We start from the raw sequence: 24,909 nt of genomic DNA on the forward strand, positions 1-24,909 counted from the left end.
CCATGGAAAGACAGAGAAGCGTCCTGGTCGTCGGAGGGGGCACCTCTGGCAACGCCATGACCGTACTGCTGCGGCGGGCGGGCATCGCGGTGGATCTCGTGGAGATCAAGCCGGACTGGAACGTGCGCGGCTCCGGCATCACCCTGCAGGGCAACGCCCTGCGCGTACTGCGCGAGATCGGCGTGTGGGACGAGGTCCGCGAGCACGGCTTCGGCTTCGACTCCCTGGGCCTGACCGCGCCCGACGGCACCGTGCTCCACGTCAGCGAGGGCATCCGCATCGGCGGGGACGACCTGCCGGCCACCCTGGGCATGCAACGCCCGGTGCTCCAGCGCATCCTCACCGAGGCCGTCCAGGCATCCGGCGCGAGCATCCGGCTCGGCACCACCGCGGAGATCCTCACCCAGGACGACAACGGCGTCGACGTCCGTTTCAGCGACGGCACCGCGGGCCGCTACGACCTGGTCGTGGCCGCCGACGGCCTGAACTCGCCGACCCGCGCCGCCATCGGCATCGACGACAAGCCCGAGCCGACCGGTATGGCCATCTGGCGTACCCCGGCGCCCCGCCCGGCGGGCGTGGAGCGCAGCGACCTCGCCCACGGCGGACCCTGCTTCATCGCCGGCTACACACCCACCAGCAAGGACACCATCTACGCCTACCTGGTGGAGCCCAACCGCGACCGCACCACGATTCCGCCCGAGTCCTACGCGGAGGAGATGCGCCGTCTCGCCGAGGGCTACGGCGGTGCCTGGGACGAGATCCGCGCATCGATCACCGACCCCGCGCAGGTGAACTACACCTGGTTCGACCGGCTGCTGGTCGAGGGGTCCTGGCACCGGGGCCGGGTCGTCCTCGTCGGGGACGCCGCCCACTGCTGCCCGCCCACGATGGCGCAGGGCGCGGCGATGTCCCTGGAGGACGCCTGGGTGCTGGCCCAGCTGCTGACCAGCGGGTCGGCGTGGGACGAGGAACTGCTCACCCGGTACTACGAGCGGCGGATCGACCGGGTCCGGACGGTCGTCGACGCTTCCCTCCAGATCGGTCAGTGGCAGCTCGACGGCGTGCGCGGTGACGTGCCAGGGCTGATAGGCGCCACCAGCGCCGTCCTGAAGGAACTGCCGTGACGGCGCCCACCATCGACGTGCACGCGCACCTCCTGCTGCCCGAGGTCGAGGCACTGGTGGCCGGGCTTCCCGGTCTCGCCGAGGCCAGGGCGCTGGACGCCCGCCGGAACGGCCCCGCCGCTCTGGCGGTCAACGGCCCCATGGTGCGTGAGCGCATCCCGAAGCTGACCGACGTCACCGTACGGCTGGCCGCGATGGACGCGCAGGGAGTGGACGTCCAGCTGGTCAGCCCGTCGCCCTCGCACTACCACTACTGGGCGGACGAGGAGACGGCCGAGAAGGTGTACCGGCTCGCCAACGAGGCGACGGCCGCGCACTGCGCCCAGGCGCCCGACCGGCTGCACGGGCTCGGGCTCGTCCCCCTGCAGCACCCGGACCTGGCCGTGCACGCCCTCGAACACGCCCTGGAACAAGGGTTGTCGGGCGTGGAGATCTCCTCGCACGCGCCCGGCCGGGAACTGTCCGACCCGGCGCTGGAGCCCTTCTGGTCGAGGGCCGAGGAGACGGGCGCGATCCTCTTCCTGCACCCCTTCGGCTGCACGCTCGACGAACGGCTGGACCAGTGGTACCTGTCCAACACCGTCGGCCAGCCCACCGAGAACGCCGTCGCACTGTCCCATCTGATCTTCTCCGGGACGCTGGACCGGCACCCGGAGCTGAAGCTGATCGCCGCGCACGGGGGTGGCTATCTGCCCACCCACATCGGCCGCTCCGATCACGCCTGGACCGCCCGCTCCGACGCGGGCGCGGGCTGCGCCCACCTGCCCAGCAGCTACCTCAAGCGCCTGTACTTCGACTCGCTCGTCCACGACCCCCACGTACTGCGGGAGTTGATCCGCGCCGTCGGTGCGGACCGGGTTCTGCTCGGCTCCGACTTCCCCTTCGACATGGGCACCGAGGACCCGGTCGGCGCGCTGCGCGCGGCCCGGCTGCCCGACGCCGACTTCCACGCCGTACGGGGCGGCAACGCCGCCGCCCTCCTCCGGAAGGACTGACACCATGAGCGCCCGCCTGCTCACCCACCTGCGGCACGTCGACCTCGCCGTGCCCGACTACGACAAGCAGCTCGACTTCTACTCCGGCGTCTGGGGCCTGACCAAGGTCGCCGAGGACTCCGGCATCTCCTTCCTGGCCGCCGAGGGCTCCCCCGAGAGTTACGTCGTACGGCTGCGGAAGGCCGACGAGAAGCGGCTCGACATGGTCTCCTACGGTGCCGCTTCGGCGGCCGACGTGGACGCCCTCGCCGAGCGACTCCTCGCCGGGGGCGTGCAGTTGATCTCGCAGCCGGGGAAGGTGGACACCCCCGGTGGCGGCTACGGCTTCCGCTTCTTCGACGTCGACGGACGCACCATCGAGGTCTCGGCCGACGTCGGGGTGCGGCAGCACCGCAGGATCGAGGAGAAGGAGTCGATCCCGGTCAAGCTGTCGCACGTCGTCCTCAACTCCCCGGACCTCAACCGCACGCGGGAGTGGTACGAGACCCACCTCGGCTTCCGCCTCTCCGACACCCTCATGCATCCGAGGATGGGTGAGGCGATGCACTTCATGCGGATCAGCAACCAGCACCACTCCATGGCCATCGCCAAGGGCCCGCACACCGCCCTGCACCACATCTCCTTCGAGATGCGCGGCATCGACGAGTACATGCGCGGCTCCGGCCGCGTGATGCGGGCCGGCTTCCGCAAGATCTGGGGTCCGGGACGGCATCTCGCGGGCGACAACACGTTCACGTACTTCCTCGACCCGCATGGCAACACGGTCGAGTACACGACGGAGTTGGAGGTGCTGGACGAGGACACCTGGCACCCGCACGTCTACGACTTCTCCCAGCCCGAGGTCTCCGACCAGTGGGGCACGGCCAACCCGATGAACGAACTGGTCGCCAAGGAGTCGTTCAACGACGTCGACCGCGGCGTGTTCGTCGCCCCTCCGGTGTAAGGGGCGCCGACCATTGCGTATCGCCACTTACCTGCACCAGGGTCGGCGCCGCTGCGGAGTCGTGGAGGACACCGTCGTACGCGCACTGCCCGAGGGGGCCTCGCCGCTCGACGCGGCGGCCGGGGTCCGGCCGGTCGGCCCCGGTGTGCCGCTGACCGACGTACGCCTGCTGCCGCCGCTTCAGCCGCCCACCGTCCGCGACTTCGTCACCTTCGAGGAGCATGTCGAGGGCATACGGCGGTCCGTGGACGGTGTCGGCGGCGTGCCCGAGGCCTGGTACGACGCCCCGACCTTCTACTTCACCAACCCGTACGCGGTCATCGGCCCTCACGACGACGTGCCCGTCCCCCCGGGGTCGCGGGTCCTCGACTTCGAACTGGAAGTCGCCGCCGTCATCGGCCGCGAGGGCCGCGACCTCACCCCCGAGCAGGCCCGCGACCACATCATCGGCTACACCATCTTCAACGACTGGTCCGCGCGCGACCTCCAGTCCCGCGAGATGCGGGTCGGCCTCGGCCCCTGCAAGGGCAAGGACACGGCCACCACCCTCGGCCCGTACCTCGTCACCGCCGACGAACTGGAGCCCTACCGCGACCCGGACGGCTTCCTGCGCCTGGCGCTCACCGCCGAGGTCAACGGCGAGGTCGTCGGCAAGGACCTGCTGTCCAACATGAGCTGGACCTTCGAGGAGATGGTCGCCTACGCCTCGCGCGGCACCGCCGTCCGCCCCGGCGACGTGCTCGGCTCGGGCACCTGCGGCAACGGCGGCTGCCTGGCGGAACTGTGGGGCGTACGCGGTGAGCAGTCCCCGCCCCCGCTGAAGCCCGGTGACACCGTCACGCTCACCGTCGAGGGCATCGGCACCGTCTCCAACACCGTCGTCGCGGGCGGAGAACCGGTGCCGCTGCCGACCGCACGGCGACGCCCCCGGGAGCGGCCGTGACCGACCCGCACCCCAAGAAACTCCAAGGCAAGGTCGTGGTCGTCACCGGCGCGGCCCGCGGCCAGGGCGCCGCCGAGGCCGAGGCCCTGGTCCGGGAGGGCGCCCGGGTCATCGCCACCGACGCCCGGCCGGAGGGTGACTGCCGTCGCCTCGACGTCACCAGTGAGCTGGAGTGGGCCGAACTGGCCGCGGAACTGAGGCAGTCGTACGGCCAGGTCCACGGCCTCGTCAACAACGCGGGCATCACCTGGCGCGCCCGCGTCGGCGACGTACGCCCCGAGGACTTCGCCCGCGTCCACGCCGTCAACGTCACCGGCCCGCTGCTGGGCATCCAGCACCTCGCCCCGCTGATGCCGCCCGGCGCGTCCATCGTCAACGTCGGATCGTCCGCCGCGCTCACCGGCCACTACCCGGTCGCCTACACCGCCAGCAAATGGGCGCTGCGCGGCCTTTCCAAGTCCGCGGCCACGGAGCTCGGCCCTCGCGGGATCCGCGTGAACACGATCCACCCCGGCTACATCGAGACCGACATGACCGCCTCCGCCGCGCCCGCCTTCCGCGAGGCGAACCTCCGCGAGACACCGCTCGGCCGTACCGGCACGGTCGACGAGGTCGCCCCGCTCGTGGTCTTCCTCCTCTCCGACGAGGCCTCCTTCATCACCGGCGCGGAGATCCCCGTGGACGGCGGACTGACCGCGCACGGCGGCGCCAAGTCCATCTCCGACGCGCTGCGCGAGGAGACACCCTGAGGAGGGCCGACGGCGATGGTTGGTCGTCCGTGCTCCCCTGGTGCCGTCGTCCGAAAAACACTTCCCCCACGAACAAGGTCAGTCCAGCGTCGGCGAGGCGGTCGCCGGCATCCCCGACGGTGCGTCGCTCGCCGTCGGCGGGTTCGGCCTCAGCGGCGTCCCCGAGGTCATTGTCCGGGCCCTGTACGAGCAGGGCGCCACGGGCCTGGAGGTCGTGTCGGACAACTGCGGCGTGGACGGCCGCGGCCTCGGCGTGCTGCTCAGGCCGGTCGCATCGCGCGTGTGTCAGCGGGTGATCGGCGCGGTGAGCACATCCAGCACGGGCCCGCCGGCGATCCCCAGTCCGAGGGAGGCGAAGGTGGCGGCGTACGCGACGACGCGCGCCGCACGATCGCCCTCGGACGGTCCCGAGGAACCGCCCCGGGAGACCGCGGGCACGATCCAGCGCAGATAGTAGAAGAGGGACGCCACGGTGTTGGCGGCGGCGACAACGACGAGCCAGGCGTACCCGCCGTCGAACGCCGCGCTGAACGCCTCGAGTTTGCCCAGGAAGACGGAGGTCGGCGGCGTACCGACGAGCCCCAGCAGGCAGACGACGAGGCTCGCGGCCAGCAGTGGACGTTCCCTGGCGAGCCCCCGGTAGTCGTCCAGCGTGTGGGCGCGGGGGAGAGCGCACACCACGGCGAAGGCACCGAGGTTGGTCACCGCGTAGGCCGCCAGGTAGAACAGCAGCGCCTGCTGGGCCAGGTCCGCACGTCCGGCGACGGCGATCGGCATGAGGAGATACCCGACCTGACTGATCGTCGAGTAGGCGAGCAGCCGTTTGACGTCCTGCTGGAAGAACGCACCGAGGTTGCCGAGGGTCATCGAGGCGGCGGCGAGTACGGCGATGAGCGCGGGCCATGGCAGGGTGCTGTCCGCGAGGACGACGTCACCGAGGCGGAAGAGCGCGGCGAGCGCGCCGATCTTCGGGATCGTGGTGAGGAGCGCCGCCACCGGTGGACTGCTGCCCTGCACGGCGTCGGGAACCCAGAAATGCGCCGGCACACCTCCGGCCTTGAACAGCACGCCCGCCAGAAGCCCCGTCGTCCCGGCGGCGACCAGTGCCTCGGGCGCGTCGCGGAACACCTCCCCGAGCATCGGATACGCGGTGCCGCGTCCGGTCGCGTACAGGATCGTGATGCCGGTCAGCATCAGTACGCCCAACAGGGCACCGATCACATAGAACTTGAGGGCCGCCTCGGTACCCGGCCCGTCCTTGCGGAACCCGGCGAGGGTGTAGGCGGGGATGCTCGCCAGCAGATACCCGGCGGCGAGCAGCAGCAGATCCTGCGCGCCCGCCATCATCAGCGCGCCGAGCGCCGCCAACTGCACGAGGACGTAGAACTCCGTCTCCCTCGGGTCCCCCTTCAGGGGACGGAAGGAGACGCCGAGGATGATGAGCGTGCCGCCGAGGACCACGATCCGGGACGTACTCGTCACCGCATCGACGGAAAAGGCCTCGCCGAAGGCGGTCAGGGCGGGCTCCGCTGCGGCCACCGACGCGGCGACGATCCCGGCCAGGCACGCCACGGCCGCCAACCACCCCACGATCCACTGCCGGGCACGCGGCAACCAGGATCCGAGCAGCAGCCCGAGGACGGCCGAGGCGGCCAGCAGCACCTCGGGCAGGAGGTCGAGCGGGTTCTCGTTCATCTCGGTCATCGGGCGAGCAGCTCCAGGACGGACCGTGAGGCCGGCTCGATGACGTCGAGCAGGAAGCGGGGTGCCACCCCGAGGACGACGGCCAGGGCGAGGAGCGGGACGATGGCGAGGCTCTCGTGCGCTCGGATGTCGGGGAACGCCCGCGGCGTGCCCGGTGCGTCGGGCAGGCGCAGCGGCCCGGTGAACACCTGCCTCAGCGCGCGCAGGAACAGCCCGGCGGTGAGGAGGATGCCGAGTACCGACAGTGCCGTCGCCAGCGGGCGCGGCCCGAGGCTGCCGGTGAAGATCTGGAACTCGGCGATGAAGCCGGAGAACCCCGGAAGGCCGAGCGAGGCGAAGGCCGCCACGCCGGTCATGGCCGCGAAGGCCGGGGCCACCGCGGCGACTCCGGAGTAGGCGGTCATGTCGTACGTCCTCCCGCGTTCGTAGAGCACCCCGGCGAGGAGGAACAGCGCGCCGGTGAGCAGTCCGTGACTGACCATCTGCGTCACCGCACCGGTGACGGCCAGGGAGCGTGCCTGCTCGGAGCTGTCCGCTGTCGCCGCTGCGGCGCCGACCGCGAGCACGATGTAGCCCATGTGGTTGACGGAGGTGTACGCGACCATTCGTTTGAAGTCGGTCTGGGCGAGGGCGACCAGGGCGCCGTGGAGGACCGAGATGACGCCGACGACGACCAGGACGAGGGCGTAGCGCCGCCAGACCTCCGGGAGCATGGGCATGGCCAAGCGGACGAACCCGTAGGTGCCCATCTTCAGCAGCACGCCGGCGAGGATGGCCGAACCGGCGGCGGGCGCCTCGACGTGCGCCGGCGGCAGCCAGGTGTGGAACGGCACCGTGGGTGTCTTCACCGCCAGTCCGACGACCACCGCGAGCAGTACCAGGGCGCCGTAGACGGAGCGCCCGGCGAGGGGGTTCTGCTCGGTCAGCTCGACCATGTCGAAGGTGTGCGGGGACGCGGCGAGGTACAGGCCGATGAAGCCGAGCAGCAGGGCGAGGGAGCCGATGAAGGTGTAGAGGAAGAACTTCAGCGCGGCACGGCCCGCCTGCCGGTGGCCCCAGCCGGCGATGACGAAGTACATCGCCACGATGGACAGGTCGAAGAAGACGAAGAACAGGATCAGGTCGAGGGCCGCGAACAGCCCCAGACACGTGGTCTGCAGGAAGAGGAACAGCGCGGCGAAATCGCGGATGCGGCGGTCCTCGCGCAGTGAGTACAGCGCGCAGGCGAGGAACAGCAGGGAGGTGAGGGCGAGCAGCGGCAGCGACAGCCCGTCCACCCCGACGTGGTAGCCGACGCCCGCGCTGGGGATCCAGCGGGCACGCTCCTCGTACTGCATGCCGCCGTCCGCCTCGTACCCGGCCCACAGGGCGATGACCAGGGCCAGTTCGAGCGCGGACGTGAGAACCCACACGGTGCGGAAGACCTGCGGTGCCGTACGGCGAGGCAAGGCGAACAGCAGCAGTGCGACGGCCGTGGGCGCGAAGACTAGGGCGGTCAGCAAGCGGGTCACCTCATGAGGACGAGCACGACGGCGAGGACGGTGAAGGCGGCGACGGCCTGGGCGAGGTACTGGTGCAGCTGCCCGGTCTGCGGGCGGCGCGCCCAGCGGCCCAGAGCGCGGGTTCCGGACGCGACGGCGGTCACCGTGCCGTCCATGGCGCGCTCCACCGCGCCGTCCGTCCAGCGGGCGAACCGCACGGCGACCGAGGCGGAACCGTCGACGGCACGGTCCAGGACCCGGTCGTCGAACGCCGCGGCGGCGTGCGCGAGCCGCATTACGGGAGCCACCAGCAGGAAATGAGCGGCACGCTCGAGGAGCAGCCAGTCCGCGAAGCCCGACTTCGCACGTTCGGGAAGGGGCAGCGGGCGCCTGCCCCAGGCCCAGGTGACCGCGGCCGCCAACACGGCGAGCGCCCCGGAGAGCGCGAACTCCCAAGCCGCTGGGTCAGGTTGACCGTCGGGCGCGAGTACCCGCCCGACGCTGTCACGCAGCGGGGGGAAAGCCACCGGTGTCAGCGCGAGGCAGGCCAGGGCCAGCAGGACCAGGGGCACCACGGCACCGACCGGGATGCGACGAGCATCGGGGCTCGGCATCGCGGGCTGCCAAACGAACCACAGGATCTTTGCGCTGTAGACCGCCGACAACAGGGCGGCGGCCAGCCCGACGGCGTACAGCCAGGGGCTGGTCTCCAGGGCTCCCGCGAGCAGGACGTCCTTGGCGGCCCACAGCGACAGCGGAGGAACACCGGCCAGGGAGAGCGCGCCCACGGTGACGGCCACACCGACCGTCCGGTGCCGGCGCGCTGCGCCGAGCAGCGCGGGGAGTTGCTGGGTGCCCAGTGCGGTCAGCCAGGCACCGGCGGTCAGGAAGAGCAGGCTCTTCGCCGCCGCGTGGGCGATGAGTTGCAGGGTGCCGCCGGAGGTCGCGTGGGTCCCGGCGGCCAGCACCATGAAGCCGATCTGGGCACAGGTCGATGCGGCGAGCAACTGTTTGAGGTCGGTCTGCGCCACCGCGACCAGCCCGAGACACAGCGCGGTGGCGGCGCCCGTCCACGCGACCACGTCGTCGCCCCAGCCGGAGGCGTCCAGCAGCGGTCCGGTCCGCAGCAGCAGATACGCCCCCGCGACGACCATGGTGGCCGAGTGCAGCAGCGCGGAGACCGGGCTCGGACCTTGCATGGCTTTCGACAGCCAGAAGCTGAAGGGGAGTTGGGCGGACTTGCCGAGGGCGGAGGCGATGATTCCCGCCGTGATCAGCGAAAGCCACGGGTCGTCGGCGCGGGCCAGTCCGTCCAGCGACAGCGTCGTATCGCGGCCGCTCGCGAGGGCCGCGCCCGCCGCCAGATACAGACCGAGGTCCGCGGTACGGGTGGTGAGGAACGCGGTGTCGGCCGCGCGCGTGCGCTCGGGATCGGGCCACCAGTAGCCGATCAGCGCCCACGAGGTGGCGCCCATGACCTCCCAGCCCATCAGCAGGACCGGGAGAGTGGCGGCCGTGACCGTGACGAGCATGCTGCCGGCGAACAGCAGCATCAGTCCGAAGAAGCGCGCCCTCGCCTCGCCGGCGCCGAACTCGGCGGCGCTGAAGACGAGCACGGCGAGGGTGACCGCCGTGACCGTCACGGCCAGCAGACCGGACAGCCCGTCCACGGCGAGCCGTACCGGCAGTCCGTCGAGGAGCGGGGCCTCGGCGGCCGGATGCCGGAAGGCCACGGCGACGGCGAGTCCCGTGGCGGCGGCCGCCACGGCGAGCGCCAGGCCGGCTGCCATCCGGTCGGCCCTGCGCCCCACCGCCAAGAGCAGCGCACCTGAACCGAGCGGCGCGGCGACGAGCGCCCACAGCAGGGCGCTCACTCCTTCAACTCCGCGGCCATGTCGGTCATGTCGACTTCCCGTGCCCGGAACAGGGCGGTGACGACGGCGAATCCGATCGCCATCTCCAGGGCCATCGCCGTGACCGCCAGGACGATCAGTACCTGTCCGTCGGCGGTGGCCGGTGCGATGTAGTGCCAGGCGGCCGCCGCGGCCAGGATCACCCCGCCGAGCATCAGCTCCAGGCCCATCATCAGCATCACGATCGACTGCTGGGTGAGCGCCCCGAACAGCCCGACGCAGAAGAGCGCGGCTGCCGACAGCAGGAACAGCTCCAGCGTCATCGGCCGACACCGCCTCGTACGGGATCGTCCGCGCGCCGTGCCCGCAGGTCGTCGCCGAGCCGGTCGTAGCGTCCCCGGCGGGTGGCCAGCACCACCGTGGCCACGATCGTCGCGAACAGCGCCATGCCCAGCGTCATCATGGTCAGCATCTGCGGACCCATGAGCGACATACCGAGTTCCATGGTGGGATCGGCGGAGGACTTCCCGCGTCGGGCGGGCCAGGGGGCGAACAGGATCCCGGCGGCGAGGAGCAGGAAGACGAGGCCGCAGACGACGGCCGCGCCCCGCTTGTTGTGCATCATCGTCATCGGCATGAGCCCGGCCGGGTTCATCATGTACATCACCATGAAGACCGCCATGATGGCCATCTCGATGGTCATCATCAGCACGATGACGATCCCCAGGTAGTCCAGTCCCAGCAGCACGACCAGCCCGCCGACGCACAGCAGCGAGGTCAGCAGGGAGAACGTCGCACGGGCCATGGAGTCGAACCGGAACACCATCGCGCCGCTGACGACCGCCAGGACGGCAAGGACCCAGAAGACCGCGACATCCATTTACGTACGACACCTCGCTCTAGTCATGGGCATCCTGAACCTCGGTCGAGGGACGTCACCGGTTGAGCACCACCACGGCCACCACCAGCGCCTGCACGATGGCCAGCGGCGTCAACACCACCCAGCCCAACTCCACATAGCGCTCCATCCGCACGGTCGGCACCCTGCGCCGAACCCACACCAGGAACGCCAGTACGGCCCCGGTCTTGAGCACGGTCCACAGCCAGCCGGGCAACCACGGCCCGTACCCGCCCCCCAGGAAGAGCGGCACGCTGAACGCCGCGGCCACGACCAGCAGCAGCCACCGGCCACCGAGGAAGAGCACCCGGTCCGCGCCCGACAGCTCAGCGGCCGCTCCACCGGCCACGTCCCGCCCGGCGGGCTGGTCGAACGGCCCCCAGAACGCCATCGCCATTGCGCTCAGCAGATAGATCCCGAACGCGGCCGGCATCCACAGCGCGAACCACAACCCGTCCTGCGCGTCGACGACTTGACCAACCCTCAGGGACTCGGCCCCGAGCGCTGCCGTGGTGATCGCGAGCATGTGCGGCAGCTCGTACGCCAGCCCCTGCGCGAGGAAGCGATAACCGCCGATGAGCGAGAGCGTCGAGTTGGGCCCCCAGCCCGCCAGCCACACCGCCGCCCAGGCCAACGCCTCCATCGCGTTGAACCAGACGATCCCCTCCGGCAGATCGCTCACCGACCGGAAACCGAGCGGCAGCACGACGGCAGCGAGCATCGCGGCGACGGGCAGGAGAGCTGCCCCGATGCGGGCCAACGCCACATCGGAGGCGCGGGTCCGGCGCGGCTGCTGCACGAGCTGCCGCAGCACCTCCCGCGCGGGATCCGCCGCCCGGACGGCCGCCTCGCGCACGGACCCCGCTCGCCCGCCCCTCGCACCGGCCGTGAGCACGGCATCGAATCCGGCGGTCACCAGCGCGACCACGAGCAGGAGGACGGGCAGGACGAAGACCGCCCACAACGGTGCGCTGTCAGCCATGGGCCATCCCCACCGCCGGCACGTGCGCGAGTTCGTCGAGGTCCGGGTCGAGGCTCGCGACGATGATCCGCGCACCGGCGAACTCGGCGCCCTCCAGCAGCCCGGGCAGTGCATCCAGCAGCGCCAGTGACGCGGGCACCGGCCCGTCGACCCGCCCCCGCGGCCCGATGACCTGGGCCGTGTCCAACGCCTCGGTGTCGTCGCACTCGTCCGCGCCACGCCAGGCGGCACCGAGCCATACGCGCATCCGGGCGTGGACATCTCCGTCGGCGACCAGGGCCGGGCCGGTGACCCCCAGGTGCCGCGCGTGCTCGGCGGTGAGGGGCCCGAGCCCGGCGGTCAGCCACCGCAGGGTCCGCGATCGCTCCGCCCGACGGATCAGGGGACGTAAGAGGCCGCGGAGTTCAGCGGCGTCGGCTCCGGCCAGGGCACGATCCCGGACGTGCCGGAAGCGGGCGGCCATGTCGGTCCACCCCGTCACGGCGAAGAACCTGCCCAGACTGTCCAGGTGCGCGGCGCACAGCCGCCTCGCGGCCTCCCCATGGGATACCCGCTCGCCGCTGAGGGCCCGGAGCCATGGCTCGTCCCAGAAAGGCGGGTACGGCGATGCGGACCCCTCCGCCTCCGCGCTGACCTGCTGGACGATGTCGCCCTGCAGAGCCACGCGCAGAATCAGCCCGGCGGGCCAGTCGGCGAGGGCCGGGCCGAGCGGCACATGAAGCCGGTCGAGCCTCAGCCCGTCGCGGTCGTCGGCGCGATCGGCCATGGGCAGACCGGCGACGACGCCCATGTCGTGGCCGGCATGGCCGCCGTGGGCACCGTGCATGTCGTGGCCGGCATGACCGTCGTGGCCACCGTGCGTGTCGCCATTGCCAGGCATGTGATGGCCGCTGTGCGTGTCGTCGCCGTTGTGCATGTGATGACCGCTGTGCCCGTCGTCACCGCTGTGCACGTCATGCCCGCTGTTCGCGTCGTCACCGCTGTGTCCGCCGTTGTGCCCCTCGTGACCGCGATCTTCACCGTCGTGATCCACATGACCGTTGTGGCCTTCGTGCGGTCCGGGCTCATGGCCTTCATGCGTGGCCGAGTTGTCGTTGTGACCATGGTCGCCGTGGTCGCCGTGGTCGCCGTGCTGTTCGTGCTGGCCGTGGTCGCCGTGCTGGTGGTCGCCGTGCTCCCCGTGCTCGCCGCGGTGAGAGTGCGCGTCGTCCTCCTGGTGAGGCTCTTGGGGCGGTTCTCCGCGCCGAAGCTCGGCCAGCCCGCGATCGAGAGCCTCGGCGACCTGTCCGGCGTCCCTGACCGGCACGCGGGCCTTGGGCGCCGGGATGGCGTGCCACAGATTCGCCGCCCAGTCGCTCCCCGCGTCGCCGTCGCTCTCCTCGGCGTGGTGACCGCCCAGGACCACGAGCAGATCCGCCTCCGCCGGGGCACTCACACACGGCCACCCTCGGCGTACGAGTTCCGCCTCGACGGCGAGCCGCTCGCGAGTGGTTCCGGGGGACACCGCCAGCAGAACTCCCGGCCGGGAAACGGCCGTCCGCAGGAGCCTGCGCCTCAACTCCACCGGAAGGCCCCCTCCCGCCAGGCGTAACCGACACCGGCGAGCAGGATGCCCAGGAAGAGGAACATCTCGACGACCGCTGCCGTACCGATGGCCGAAACGACCTTCGTCCACGGATACATGAACAGCATCTCCATGTCGAAGGCCAGGAAGACCATCGTGACCGGATACCAGCGCACGTGGAACCGGGAGAGGGGATGCTCCCGTGGTTCCAGCCCTCCGGTGAACGGCCCGGTGTGCAGCGGCGCGCGGATCGCCCGCAGCGCGACGGACACGGCATGGAGCAGCACGACGGCCGCGACGACGAGCACGAGGAGCAGCAGGACCGGTTGCCAGTCGGATGTCTGCACGCGGACCCCTTAGCGACGATTGCCCCGGTCGGTTACCCCGTCGGCAGCATGTCAGCCGAACGTGACATGTGGAACCTGCGACACCAGGCTGACGAGGTGTTCCCTCCCGGGCGTCAACTGTCTCCAGCGGTGGTGCCCGTCAACGACTTGGCGTACGCCTGCCAGTCCTTACGAACCGGCCGGTGTCAACGGGCCTGCAATCGCCAGGTGGTGACGGTGATACGAAACAGCAAATTACCATACCCCCGTACGGTACAACCAGGATCAGTTCGCAGTGTTTCGCTTCGAGTCGATCGAGTCGCTCCGCCGTGATGTGTGCAGGCCCCCGCGCGTTGTGAACCACATCATCAGGCCCATGACTGTCGGGCAGGCCAGGAGGAGTAGTGGATACAGGAACTGAGGCATGAGGGCCTCCCGGGTGAGCGTGGGTCGCTCGCCGAACCCACTACACGATCTACTAAGAAGTTTAGATAGTCGGGGGAGGTCGGCGCCAGTCCGGCCATGGTGTCCTGGTACAGCGAGGGCGCGATGCCGACGGCCGACCTCCGCCCGCCCGGGCGGGCGGAGGGGGGCGGGGCCCCGGCCGTGGCTCTGACGCCGTGGGGCCCCGCCGCGCTCGGATCGACTCAGGGACCCGTGTACTCGAAGATGTACAGCCCGAAGTCGCGGTCGGAGGCCGCGACGTACTCCTTGCCGAAGTAGGTGAAGGTCTGGACGCCCCAGAAGTTGTTGCCGCCCTCGTCGATGAAGCGGCCGACCTCCACGAGCTTGTCGTTCTTGATCTTCGTGACCCGGAAGCCGCCCGTGTAGTAGGCGAAATACGCCAGGTCGGGCCGGACGCCGGAGGTAGCCACTTCATGGACCGACAGGTCACCGAAGCCGGAGGCGTACGCGGGGTCCTGGCCCTCCGGAATGGCGTACGTGTCCAGCTCGGTCATCTTCCCGCCCTTGTTGCGGTAGAGGTGCGTGTAGCCCCAGCCATCGAAGTACGAGGAGAAGGTGAGCCGGTCGCCCTTGGTGCCGATGTCCACCGGCAGTGTCGCGGGACCGGTGCCGGCGAGGCAGTCCTCGTTGTCGTAGGGCTGGTCGAAGGCGGCGAAGCCCTGGCTCCGCGGTGCGACGCCGAAGGTCGGCAGGGTGCCCTCGACGGTCATGCCGCTCTGTGTGTCGCAGGCGTCCGAGCCGGTGCGGTTGAACACGAGTACCGCGTCGTAACCGCCCGCCGCCTCCACGTTGGCGGTCTTCTCGGTGAACGCACAGACGCCACGCTCCACGACGGCGATGTCCACGGCTGCCGGGTCGCCCGCGGGGACGGCGGGGCCGGCGTCGCAGCCCAGGCCGACGTACACCGTGTCGCCGGTGATGGTCTTGCCCGCCTCCAGGGGGACGCCCTGGCCGGCGGTGACGGCGGTGTCGTCGTCGAGGTTGCGGGCCGATAGCGCGTACGGGCCGAAGTCCTCGTCGGCGCCGATCACATACTTGTTGCCGAGGGTGAACTCGGCCTGGTGACCGTTGCCTTCGGGTGCCACATCACGCCCGCCTGCGGTGCCCTCGGGGTCGGGATCGGTGAAGTCCGTGTCGCCGATGTACTCGAGGTTCTTCGGATCGGTCGCGTCGAGGGCGACGTAGCCCGCGTCCCAGTAGGAGGCGAGCAGGACCTGGCGGCCGCGGATGTTCTTGACGACCATGTCGTGCAGGAACATCTCGGTCAGGTTGTCCGGGGCCGCCTGGACGATCTGCGGGAACGTCTCGTCGAGGTCGTACTCGGCGACGAGCTGCGGCTTCGTCGGATCCGTGATGTCCATGATGTCGACGTCCGTGCCCTCTTCGTTGTCGACGATCACGGCGTACGCCTTGCGGCCCGCGTCCCACGCGAACACGCTGTGGGTCTGGCGGGCGACCTCCGTCGCCTCGCCGTCCAGCGTGAAGTCGCCGACACCCTCGGCCAGTGCCTTCGGCTTGGCAGGGTTGGTGACGTCGTAGATGTTCACGCCGCCGGAGCCGGTGTCGCCGCAGATCTCGTTGTTGCTGACGAGCACGTCACCGTTGAAGGACCGTGTGGAGAGGTGCACCGTCTGGATGCCCTCGCCGGGGGCGCTGCCAGCCGGGGCCGGGATGAAGCCGACTTCCTTGGGCTTGCCGGGCTTGCGGATGTCGACGACGTGCACACCGGTGTTGTCGCAGCCGACGCCGCCCCAGGAGGCGAGGTAGGCGTAGCCCTTGTGGACACCTACGTCAGCGATCTTGCCTTCCGCCACGTTGCTGAGCTTGAGTTTGCTGACCAGTCGGACGTTCTTCCGAGTGGCCGGCAAATGTCCCTCGCTGCCGCCGTGCTGGTCGTGGCCGTGTGTGGCCGCCGCGTTGTCGATGGCGCCGTCCGATGCCGAGACACCGTCATGTGCTTGTGCGGAACCGGCGAGAGCGGTCGTGGTGAAGAGCACCGCCGCGAGTACGCCCACGCCGGTCTGTCTGTGGGCCTTGCGCATGCTTGACCTCCACTCGTGCGGCCGGGTGACCGGCCCCGAAACGAGGTGATGCCGGTCACCAACTGACCAGCACCGCGAAGGTACTTAGCAGGCTGATACATGGTAAAGGCCTGTAACCTAATCGTGTTTCCAGGGGAGTTGGGCTGAGCGCGGCACGCATCGGAGTTGCCGGCTGTTTGACGCACGGTCTTGAACCCGACGCCGACCCGCGGCGGTGTCCACCGGTCGTGGAGACTCGCCCGGGTTTCACGCGACCATCATCAGCAGCATCGCGGACATCGTCCCGCCCATGCCGATATGCGCTGCCAGCGCCGCGTCCGGCGCGGCTCCCAGCTTGCGGCGCCGTCCGTGGCCCGAGCGCCGGCCCGTCCTGGTGCTGCCCCATACCGAGAGCGTCAGCGACGCCAGGTAGACGAGCACGGTGTCCGGCATGGCGAGCAGCCAGCGCATCCAGCCTCCCCGGGAGCCGGCAGCCCGGCCGCCCCGCCTGGTGCCCCGGACCCTCGCCCACACGGACGCGCCGATCGACAGCAGGAAGTAGACGGCGAGAGCCGCGATCACCAACCGCCACATCGAACCGGATCCGTCGGAGGAACCGGCGTTGGCCGCGGCGTTCGTCATGCCGGACATGTCCATTCCGTGCGAGGATCCCATCCCCGGCATGGAGCCCATGCCCTCCATGCCCTCCATGCCTTTCATGCCGCCCATATCGTGCGCGCCCGCCGTGCCCGTCGAGTTCGCCGTGTTCTCCATGCCCGGCATGTGCGCCATGGAGTGCCCGCCGCCCAGCGCGAGCACCGGACCGGACGACGTGCTGGTCATGGCCAGCGTCATGATCACCATGCCGAAGCTGCCGACGATGAGGTGCACCCAGTGACGGCCGTGCTTCCACCCGGACGAGCGCGTGTGCTTGACCGCCATCGCCACAGCCCCGAGCCCGAGGAGTCCGAACGCCACTGACCACCACATGCCGTAGCCCGCGTACCACCCAACCGTCGCGGGGAGGGCCATCGCCGCCATGCACAGCCCCATCAGCAGATCGCCGCCCGCCGCGAACCGGGTCTCGCCGCTGCTGGTCACCACCCGGACCGCGCTGACGGCGGCCACCAGTGCGGAGACCAATCCGATGGCCCAACTGAGCGCGAGCATTCCCATCTTCACCTTCCGGTTCGTCCGAGCCGGCGGACCTGCGCCGCCGACGCCGCCTCGTCGTACGGAGCACCGCGAGGCGCCACGTGGGGCGTTGACTGCTATCGCCCTTAGTACGTTGCGGAGCCGGAGGATGTTCAGGCGGCGGGTGGTATTGCGTAGAGACAGACCGCGCAGCCGAGGATTCTTAACACTCTCCTGCAACCAGCTTTGGCTGCCGCTGCCGGTCGTCTCCCTAGGGTCGTTGACGCGAACGCGCCGTCGCCGCGTACGAATTGCTCGCCTCTTCCCCCTCGGAGTGCCAGAGATGGTCGATGACGTCACTGCCCAGGCAGATCCGCCCGGCTCCGCGCCGAAGCCCCGCGTACGCTCGAACAAGTGGTGGATGCTCGCCGCCGTCTCGGTGGCGACGTTCATGCTGCTGCTCGACGTCACGGTGGTGAATGTGGCGCTGCCGGACATCCAGCAGTCGCTGGACTCCAGCTTCTTCGACCTTCAATGGGTCATCGATGCCTACGCGCTCACCCTCGCCGTCTTCCTGCTCGCCGCCGGCACCCTCGCCGATCGGCTCGGCCGCAGGCGGGTCTTCATCGTCGGGCTCGCCGTATTCACGGTCGCCTCGCTGCTGTGCGGCCTGGCCACGAGCCCGCTGATGCTGAATCTCGCGCGCGGTGCCGAGGGGATCGGCGGTGCGGTGATGTACGCCGTCGCACCCGCTCTGATCGCCAGCCACTTCCACGGCAGGCAGCGCGCCGTCGCCTTCGGCATCTCCGGCGGCGTCACCGGCCTGGCCGTCGCCGTCGGGCCGCTGCTGGGAGGAGCGCTCACCGCGGTCAGCTGGCGATGGATCTTCCTGCTGAACGTGCCGATCGGTGTCCTCGTCGCCGCCGTCATGCTCACCCGCGTCGCCGAGTCCCGGGACCCGGTGCGCCGACGTATCGACTGGCCCGGTCTCGCCGTCTTCTCGGTCGTGCTCACCATGCTCGTCTTCGCGCTCATCCGGGGCGAGGCACAGGGGTGGACCGATCCGCTCATCCTCGGGCTGTTCGCCGGTGCCGCGGTACTGCTGCCCGTGTTCGTGCTGATCGAACGGAAGCGGCGCGACCCGATGCTCGACCTCCGTCTGTTCCGCGTCCGGTCCTTCAACGGCCTCGCGATCGCGACCGTCGCGGCCAACGCGGCCCTGATGACGGCGATCCTGTTCCAGGTGCTGTACATGCAGTACATCCTGGGCTTCTCCGCGTACGGCACGGGGCTGCGCTATCTCCCGCTGACCCTCGCGGTGTTCTTCGCCGCCGCCGTTTCGGGCACCTTCGCCGACCGCATCCCCGCCAGACTGCTCGTCGGCCTCGGGTGTGTCGCGCTCGGTCTGGGCATGCTGGCCGCCGACAGCGTCACGGCCACCTCTCCTTGGACCGACCTGCTTCCGGGCATGCTGCTCGCGGGGTTCGGGATGGGCGTGTTCAACCCCGTACGGGCGGCTGCGGCCGTCGCCCTGGTGCCGGTGTCGAAGGCGGGGATGTCCTCCGGCATGAGCGAGACGTTCCAGCAGGGTGGCGTCGCCCTGGGCGTCGCCGCGCTCGGTTCGGTGGCGCACAGCAGGATGACCGAGGACTTCTCGACCGCCGTGGCCGCCTCCGGCCAGTTCTCCGGGGCGGCCGCCGACCGGCTGGCGGAGATGGTGTCCGCCGGCCGGCTTACCGAGGTGGCGGGGGCCGTACCTCCCGGACAGCGCGCGCTGGTGGCGACGGCAGCCAACGACGCGTTCGTCGCGGGCCTCGACCTCGTCATGCGCGTAGGCGGGATCGTCGCGATCGTGGGCGGCCTCCTCGGCTTCGCCCTGATGCGCCAGCGCGACTTCCCCAAGGAACCCCCGGCGCCGGACCAGGACCAGCCTGCCGTACAGGTACCCGCCCACTGAACCGAACAGCCCCCGGACGAACCGGCAGAGCAGAGTACGCCCGGCCGATCCGGGAGTGCGCAGGACAAGCCCACCGACCACCAGCTGAGAGGCCCCCGCCATGAGCCGTTTCCTCTTCTACACCGCACCAGGCAGCGGTCACCTGTACCCGCTGATCCCCACCCTCCACGAACTGCGGCGTCGCGGCCACGAGGCCGTCGTCTGCGCCGAGGAACCGCTGTTGGACACCCTGCGGCAGCAGGGCTTCACGGCGCTGCCCATCGCCCCGGAGATCGAGCGGCGCGAGGACGACACCTGGAAGGCCCGCACTCCCATCGGCGCGCTGCGGCGATCGGTGGCGATGTACGTCGACCGGGCACAGCACGAGGTCACGGACGTGCAGGCCGCCATCGCGGAGGTGGGGCCGGACGCCGTCGCCCTCGACAACAACTGCTGGGGCGCGGCGGCCGCCGCCGCGGCGTCCGGGTTGCCGTGGGCACAACTCGCCACCTTCCTGTTGCCGTTGACCACCCGGGACGCGCCGCCCTTCGGACTCGGGCTGAAGCCCGCGGCCGGATGGCCGGGCCGGATGCGCGACGAGGTGCTGCGGCAGGGCGCCGTACCGCTGTTCGACATCGCGCTGCCGCCGGTGAACCGGCTGCGGCGCCGTCTGGGGCTGCCGAGGGTCAAGCACGTACCGGATCTCTACATGACGGCCCCGTTGGTCCTGTCGTACACCGCCGAGCCGCTCGAGTACCCGCGCACCCAACTGCCGGCATCCGTACGCTTCGTCGGCCCGAGCAGCTGGGACCCCGCCCAGGACGAGGACGAGCCGGAGTGGCTGGCCCGGATCGAGCGGCCGGTCGTCCTGGTGACCGTCTCGACGGTGTTCCAGGACGACGCCAAGCTCATCCAGTCCGCCCTCGACGCATTGGCGGACGAGCCCTACGACGTCGTCGTCACCACGGCGTCGATCGATCCCGCGAGCTTCCGTGCCCCGGCCAACGCCCACCTGCACCGGTTCGTGCCGCACAGCCTGGTGCTGCGGAAGGCCGCCGCCGTGGTGTGCCACGGCGGGATGGGGATCACCCAGAAGTCACTGCTGGCCGGGGTGCCCGTGTGCATCGTCCCGTTCGGGCGGGACCAGTTGGAGGTCGCACGCCGCGTCGAACTCGCCGGGGCCGGAACGCGGCTGCTCGCCGGCCGGCTCAATGCCGGGCGGCTGCGCCAGGCCGTGCGCGAGGCGGTGGCGAAGAAGCCGGAGGCCGAACGCGTCGCGGCCCGTCTGCGTGGCGCGGGCGGTGCCGAAGCGGCGGCCACCGAGTTGGAGAACCTGTTGAGGGCCGACGACGCCGTCAACCCCGGTGCGGCCGCACGGCGGCCGTGACGTCAGGGCCGCTCGAGGAAGGGCCGCCGGAGTCGGATCCGGCCTCGGTGCTCCGCGACAGCGCCGAGGCCGGAACGAGCCGGGGCAGTACCGCGCGCACGATCAGGCCGTGCGGCCGGGCGTCCTCCATCTCCAGCCGCGCACCGCTGGTGCTCAGCAAGGCCGTGGCGATGGCCAGCCCCAGACCGGAACCTCTCCGGCCGGCGGGCTGGCGCCCCTGCCAGAACCGGTTGGTGGACTGGGCCTTGTCCGCATCCGCCATGCCCGGGCCCTCGTCCTCGACCTCCACGTACACCCACGTGTTGTCGGAGCGGGTTCGTACGGTGACCCGCCCGCCGGGCGGCGAGAAGCTGATGGCGTTGTCCAGGAGCACGTCGAGGACTTGTTCCAGGGCGCCGGGCAGGCATGCCGCGGCGGCCGGGCGGCCCTGGACCGCGATGGTGACGTCGGCGCCCGCCGCCTGGTCGCTCCACGCCTGAGCACGGGACTCCACCACGGAGCGAACCTCGATCGTGGCCGTGCCCGCGTCGCCCGCCGAGGCATGAGCCAGTGTCAGGAGTTCGTCGAGGATGCGGCTGAGGCGGTCCGCCTCCGCGATGGCCACCCGGAGACTGCCCTGACCCGGCGGCGGCACGACGCCCTCCAGGGACTCCACGCGTACGCGCAGCGCGGTCAGCGGATTGCGCATCTGATGGGAGGCGTCGGCGACGAAGCTGCGCTGTGCCTCCAGGACGGAGACCAGACGGTCCGTCATGGCGTTCACCGCTTCCGCGAGTTCGCGCAGCTCGATCGGACCGCGGTCGGCCGGGGCGCGTACGGAGTACTCGCCCCGTGAGATCTTCCGCACGGCTTCCTGGAGCCTGTGGGCCGGGCCGAGTGACCACCGTACGAGTGGTATGCCGATGAGGGCGGATGCCAGCAGGCCGGCCAGCCCGACCGCCAGGAGCAGCAGGGCGTCCGTGGCGACCTGCGCTCGCAGGGACCGTGTGGGAGTGATGGTGGCCACCGCTCCCACTGTCTCTCCGTGCTGGAGGACCGGCTCCGCCACGAACAGCGGCTGCGCGCTGATGTTGAACGGGTAGTCCATGGGCACGCTGCTCTGGCCCGCCAGGGCCTTGTCCAGCACCTTCTTCCACTCCGCCTCGTCCTCCACCCGGGGACCGGAGCGCGTGCGGTACACCTGCCGTCCTCGGACATCCAACAGCAGTACCGTCGCGTTGCGTTCCGAGCCGTAGGCGTCGGCTCTGGCCTGCCATGCCGCACTCGCGCGGACCCCGCCTTCCGGGGTGTCGGTCTCCGCGGCGGAGGCCAGGCCGGATGTCCCCGAGACCTGACGGATCACCAGGTGGTGATAGTCGTTCATGGCCAGGTTGAAGCCCAGCGGGATCTCCGTGCCCAGCAACAGCACCGCGGTGAAGACGAGGTACGTGATCAGCAGACGGCGGCGCACTACGGGCGTCTCCCGGCAGGCGCGGTCATGACTCGTCCGGCGGGGTGCCGAGTCGGAAGCCCACGCCGCGCGAGGTCTCGATCCACTCGTACGACCCGAGTTTCTGGCGGAGCGCGCCGATGTGAACGTCCAGCGTGCGTGTCGAGCCGTACCAGTTCTCGTCCCACACCCGGGAGATGATGTCCTCGCGGGTGTGCACCTTCTCGGGCTCCTCCATCAGCATCGCGAGCAGGTCGAACTCCTTGCGCGTCAGCTGGAGGGGGCGGCCCTTCAGTGTGACGTCCCGGCTGCGCACATCGAGGGAGAGAGGACCGGCGGTCACCAGCTCCCGCGGTTCGTGGCAGGACGGCGGATGGCCGGGGGAGTCGATCCCGCACCGGCAGACCCGTCGGGTCACGGCTTCCATCCGCGCCCTCAACTCGTGTAGGGAATAAGGCTTTTGAACGTAGTCGTCGGCTCCGGCGTGGAACCCCAGAACCTTGTCTATCTCGTCTGTTCTGGCAGTGAGGACGATGATCGGTACCGGGCTCATGGCCCGGATCCGCTTGCACACCTCAAGACCGTCGAGGTCCGGCAGCCCGAGGTCGAGGAGGACCAGCTCGATGCCGTCCAGACCGTCCAGCGCCTCCGCGGCGGTCGTCACGGGCACGATGTCGTGTCCCTGCTGGCGCAGCGCGGTGCCCAGAGCATCGGCCACGTGCTCATCGTCCTCGACCAGCAGTACACGCATGAACCCCCACCCCCATGAAGGTCGTTGAAGCGTGGAACGCAATGGAGCAGAGCATAACCGGCCAACAGCGCGACACGCAGTGGAAGAGACTTGTCGTCCACTTGAACTCCATCTGCAAATGCGCTGCATTCCCGCTCAGTAGATTCCCAACTGACCACCGGAAGCGCTGACTTCGGCCGTGGTGTCTCCCCGCAGAATCCCACGGCCCGCGTCTTGGGGAACAAGGGGAGTGACCGGCCCGGGAAGGAGCGCCATGCGCCAGCCGGCGCTCGTGGGCAGCATCGAGATCGAGGCCCTTCCGGCCACGGTGTACCGCCTGATCACAGACCTCTCGTCCTGGAACAGGTTCGCCGTCGAGACACGGGTGCCCGCCGGTGTCCTCCCCCTCGAACTCGTTCCCGGGGCGACGTTCCGCGCGTGGAACCGCAACGGTCTGTGGCTGTGGCGCACGACCACGACCGTGCTGCACGCCGAGCCGATGCGGACTCTCGCCTTCGAGGTGACGTGCTTCGGTCGAGCGGTGTCCACGTGGCGCTACGACATCGTTCCCACGGAACGCGGCAGCCGGGTCACCGAGAGCACACGCGACCTGCGCGGCAGGGCCATGTGCCTGATCTCCGTCGCGGTCACAGGCGTCGTCGACCGGGGCACCCGCAATCAGAGGAACATCGATCTCACCCTGACACGGCTCAAGGCCGCGGCAGAGAAGCCGGCGTAGTCCGGGCCGAAGGCGCGCGTGGACGACCGAGGCCACCCGCGAGTCCGCGGCGCGGCGCCGGGCCTGCCTCCACGGCGGCCCGGATGAAGCGCGCAGGGGCGGCCCGGACGAAACGCGCAGGGCGACCCGGATGAAACGTCAGCGGCGGCCCGGACGACACGTTCAAGCGAGTCCCAGCGGAGGTGTGATTCACGGCGGGAAGTCCTGATGTTTCCTTGCCGTCCGTCTGCACTGCCGTTGCACCACGGGTGCATAGCGTGTGGTTCGTCGCCAGGCAGAGGAGAACCGACCTCATCGCCGCGGCGCCCCGAACATCCTGCGACTTTGCCGACACGACATGAGGACGCGCGGACATGACATTCCTGGAACACGAACGCACAGTCCTCGAAGACCTTTTGCCGGGTCTCGACGGGACTCTGGCCGATTCCGGCCTGCAGACCTGGGAGACGCCCGGAAACCCGGGGATCGAGGAATTCCGAAAGGCCGGGGGACCTGCCCTTCTGGTACCCGCCGAGCACGGTGGCAAAGGCGCCGACCTGCTGACCGCGATACGCATCCAGCGCGCGGTGGGCTCGCGGTCGCCCTCCCTGGCGGTCGCCACCACCATGCATCACTTCTCCATGGCCTCCCTGGTGGAGACCGCCGCGCACGGCGACGGCCTGGAGTGGATGCTCGTGGCCGCGATCGCCCAGGAGAACCTGCTCCTGGCTTCGGGCTTCGCCGAGGGCCGCACCGGCCAGGGAATCCTCGATCCCGCGATCACCGCGCGGGTCGAGGGGGACAAGGTCTGGCTGACGGGCTCGAAGAAACCCTGCAGCCTCGCCTGGTCCATGAATCTGCTCACCACCTCCGTCGCCCTCCCGGACGAGGACGGCACACCGCGGCTGGCCGTCGCCGTGGTCCCGGCGGATGCCCCCGGACTGAACGTGCGGCCCTTCTGGAAGAGCCCCGTACTGGCCGGCGCGGAGAGCGACGAGGTGGTGCTGTCCGACGTCGAAGTCCCCACCGAACTGCTCGTACGCACCGAGGTCACCGCCGACGGCGAGCTGGACCGCCTCAACACGCTCGGGTTCGTGTGGTTCGAGGCCCTGATGACCGCCGCCTACCTGGGTGCCGCCTCGGCCCTCGTCGAGCGTACGCTCGCCAACCCGCGGACGTCCGCGGCCGTTCGTGCGCAGGCGGCGACCGCTGTGGAGTCCGTGGCCCTGATGCTCGAAGGACTGGCCGCGAAGGCCGCCGAGGGACCGGTCGGGGACGACGTACTCGCCCACGCCCTGGTCTGCCGGTACGCCGCGCAGGACGCGATCAGCCGCGTACTCGACAGTTGCGTCGAGGCGTTGGGAGGCATGGCCTTCGTCTCGTCCGGCGACATCGCCTACCTCAACTCGGCCTGCCGCGCGCTCGCCTTCCACCCGCCGTCCCGTGCCCGCATGGCGGAGCCGCTGGCCGCCTATTTCACCGGCGGCCCGCTCCGTATCCCCTCCTGAACGGCCCTGCCGTCAC

Annotated in this window: 22 protein-coding genes and 1 pseudogene; 11 read left to right on the forward strand and 12 right to left on the reverse strand. The window is 70.3% G+C overall.

Going from position 1 to position 24,909, the window contains the following annotated elements; genetic code table 11:
* Positions 1 to 2 precede the first annotated feature (2 nt).
* The 6 genes and pseudogenes from EF387_RS16255 to EF387_RS16280 all read left to right on the forward strand — a co-directional run.
* On the forward strand, positions 3 to 1,127 hold the full coding sequence (locus EF387_RS16255) for an FAD-dependent oxidoreductase (protein WP_128377251.1): 1,125 nt from the start codon (positions 3 to 5) through the stop codon (positions 1,125 to 1,127).
* Positions 1,124 to 2,122 carry an amidohydrolase family protein gene (locus EF387_RS16260; protein WP_128377252.1) on the forward strand — a complete coding sequence of 333 codons (999 nt, stop codon included), beginning with the start codon at positions 1,124 to 1,126 and terminating at the stop codon, positions 2,120 to 2,122. The genes EF387_RS16255 and EF387_RS16260 overlap by 4 nt, the downstream gene beginning before the upstream one ends.
* A 4-nt stretch (positions 2,123 to 2,126) precedes the next feature.
* Positions 2,127 to 3,065, forward strand: a complete 939-nt coding sequence (locus EF387_RS16265) for a VOC family protein (protein WP_128377253.1) — start codon at positions 2,127 to 2,129, stop codon at positions 3,063 to 3,065.
* Positions 3,066 to 3,078: 13 nt separating this feature from the next.
* Entirely contained in the window at positions 3,079 to 4,008 is a 930-nt protein-coding gene (locus tag EF387_RS16270; protein ID WP_128377254.1) for a fumarylacetoacetate hydrolase family protein, read from the forward strand.
* The gene (locus EF387_RS16275) at positions 4,005 to 4,757 is read left to right on the forward strand and encodes an SDR family NAD(P)-dependent oxidoreductase (protein WP_128377255.1); all 753 of its coding nucleotides are present in this window, start codon (positions 4,005 to 4,007) and stop codon (positions 4,755 to 4,757) included. Before EF387_RS16270 ends, EF387_RS16275 begins: the two co-directional genes overlap by 4 nt.
* Before the next feature lie 40 nt (positions 4,758 to 4,797).
* A pseudogene (locus EF387_RS16280) lies at positions 4,798 to 5,069 on the forward strand (CoA-transferase); the annotation flags it as partial.
* Here the strand turns inward: EF387_RS16280 and EF387_RS16285 are convergent.
* From EF387_RS16285 to EF387_RS16315, 7 genes are read right to left on the reverse strand one after another with little or no spacing between them, the layout of a single operon-like run.
* The gene (locus EF387_RS16285) at positions 5,043 to 6,461 is read right to left on the reverse strand and encodes an NADH-quinone oxidoreductase subunit N (protein ID WP_128377256.1); all 1,419 of its coding nucleotides are present in this window, start codon (positions 6,459 to 6,461) and stop codon (positions 5,043 to 5,045) included. The pseudogene EF387_RS16280 and the gene EF387_RS16285 sit on opposite strands and share 27 nt — an antisense overlap.
* A complete protein-coding gene (locus tag EF387_RS16290) occupies positions 6,458 to 7,963 on the reverse strand; it encodes a complex I subunit 4 family protein (RefSeq protein WP_202918278.1) in 1,506 nt (501 codons plus the stop codon). Before EF387_RS16290 ends, EF387_RS16285 begins: the two co-directional genes overlap by 4 nt.
* A gap of 5 nt (positions 7,964 to 7,968) precedes the next feature.
* Positions 7,969 to 9,816, reverse strand: coding sequence for an NADH-quinone oxidoreductase subunit 5 family protein (locus tag EF387_RS16295; RefSeq protein WP_128377258.1), 1,848 nt, complete (start codon positions 9,814 to 9,816; stop codon positions 7,969 to 7,971).
* Positions 9,813 to 10,118 (reverse strand): NADH-quinone oxidoreductase subunit NuoK, encoded by a 306-nt coding sequence (locus EF387_RS16300; protein WP_128377259.1) that lies wholly within the window; start codon positions 10,116 to 10,118, stop codon positions 9,813 to 9,815. Before EF387_RS16300 ends, EF387_RS16295 begins: the two co-directional genes overlap by 4 nt.
* A complete protein-coding gene (locus EF387_RS16305) occupies positions 10,115 to 10,675 on the reverse strand; it encodes an NADH-quinone oxidoreductase subunit J (protein ID WP_128377260.1) in 561 nt (186 codons plus the stop codon). The genes EF387_RS16300 and EF387_RS16305 overlap by 4 nt, the downstream gene beginning before the upstream one ends.
* Before the next feature lie 55 nt (positions 10,676 to 10,730).
* Positions 10,731 to 11,675, reverse strand: coding sequence for a complex I subunit 1 family protein (locus tag EF387_RS16310; RefSeq protein ID WP_128377261.1), 945 nt, complete (start codon positions 11,673 to 11,675; stop codon positions 10,731 to 10,733).
* On the reverse strand, positions 11,668 to 12,501 hold the full coding sequence (locus EF387_RS16315; protein ID WP_128377262.1) for a hypothetical protein: 834 nt from the start codon (positions 12,499 to 12,501) through the stop codon (positions 11,668 to 11,670). Before EF387_RS16315 ends, EF387_RS16310 begins: the two co-directional genes overlap by 8 nt.
* Between EF387_RS16315 and EF387_RS16320 the strand changes: the two genes are divergently transcribed.
* Entirely contained in the window at positions 12,478 to 13,266 is a 789-nt protein-coding gene (locus tag EF387_RS16320; RefSeq protein ID WP_128377263.1) for a hypothetical protein, read from the forward strand. The genes EF387_RS16315 and EF387_RS16320 overlap by 24 nt on opposite strands.
* Here the strand turns inward: EF387_RS16320 and EF387_RS16325 are convergent.
* The 3 genes from EF387_RS16325 to EF387_RS16335 form a co-directional block, all read right to left on the reverse strand.
* A complete protein-coding gene (locus EF387_RS16325) occupies positions 13,230 to 13,586 on the reverse strand; it encodes an NADH-quinone oxidoreductase subunit A (RefSeq protein WP_128377264.1) in 357 nt (118 codons plus the stop codon). The genes EF387_RS16320 and EF387_RS16325 overlap by 37 nt on opposite strands.
* A 626-nt stretch (positions 13,587 to 14,212) precedes the next feature.
* Positions 14,213 to 16,072, reverse strand: a complete 1,860-nt coding sequence (locus EF387_RS16330; protein WP_128377265.1) for a PA domain-containing protein — start codon at positions 16,070 to 16,072, stop codon at positions 14,213 to 14,215.
* Positions 16,073 to 16,318: 246 nt separating this feature from the next.
* A complete protein-coding gene (locus EF387_RS16335) occupies positions 16,319 to 17,221 on the reverse strand; it encodes a DUF5134 domain-containing protein (RefSeq protein WP_238431545.1) in 903 nt (300 codons plus the stop codon).
* A gap of 307 nt (positions 17,222 to 17,528) precedes the next feature.
* Between EF387_RS16335 and EF387_RS16340 the strand changes: the two genes are divergently transcribed.
* Both EF387_RS16340 and EF387_RS16345 read left to right on the forward strand, forming a co-directional pair.
* Positions 17,529 to 19,142, forward strand: a complete 1,614-nt coding sequence (locus EF387_RS16340; protein ID WP_162467149.1) for an MFS transporter — start codon at positions 17,529 to 17,531, stop codon at positions 19,140 to 19,142.
* 100 nt (positions 19,143 to 19,242) lie between these two features.
* Positions 19,243 to 20,508 (forward strand): glycosyltransferase, encoded by a 1,266-nt coding sequence (locus EF387_RS16345; protein WP_128377267.1) that lies wholly within the window; start codon positions 19,243 to 19,245, stop codon positions 20,506 to 20,508.
* Here the strand turns inward: EF387_RS16345 and EF387_RS16350 are convergent.
* Positions 20,477 to 21,958 (reverse strand): sensor histidine kinase, encoded by a 1,482-nt coding sequence (locus EF387_RS16350; protein ID WP_128377268.1) that lies wholly within the window; start codon positions 21,956 to 21,958, stop codon positions 20,477 to 20,479. The two genes, EF387_RS16345 and EF387_RS16350, sit on opposite strands and share 32 nt — an antisense overlap.
* 25 nt (positions 21,959 to 21,983) lie before the next feature.
* Entirely contained in the window at positions 21,984 to 22,688 is a 705-nt protein-coding gene (locus EF387_RS16355; RefSeq protein WP_128377269.1) for a response regulator transcription factor, read from the reverse strand.
* Between the two features lie 253 nt (positions 22,689 to 22,941).
* On the opposite strand from EF387_RS16355, the gene EF387_RS16360 reads away from it, so the two are divergent.
* Both EF387_RS16360 and EF387_RS16365 read left to right on the forward strand, forming a co-directional pair.
* Positions 22,942 to 23,406 (forward strand): SRPBCC family protein, encoded by a 465-nt coding sequence (locus EF387_RS16360; protein ID WP_128377270.1) that lies wholly within the window; start codon positions 22,942 to 22,944, stop codon positions 23,404 to 23,406.
* A gap of 353 nt (positions 23,407 to 23,759) precedes the next feature.
* On the forward strand, positions 23,760 to 24,893 hold the full coding sequence (locus EF387_RS16365; protein WP_128377271.1) for an acyl-CoA dehydrogenase family protein: 1,134 nt from the start codon (positions 23,760 to 23,762) through the stop codon (positions 24,891 to 24,893).
* Positions 24,894 to 24,909: the final 16 nt, after the last annotated feature.

Origin of the sequence: Streptomyces cavernae (assembly GCF_004023625.1) — a bacterium.
Lineage (GTDB): Bacteria > Actinomycetota > Actinomycetes > Streptomycetales > Streptomycetaceae > Streptomyces > Streptomyces cavernae.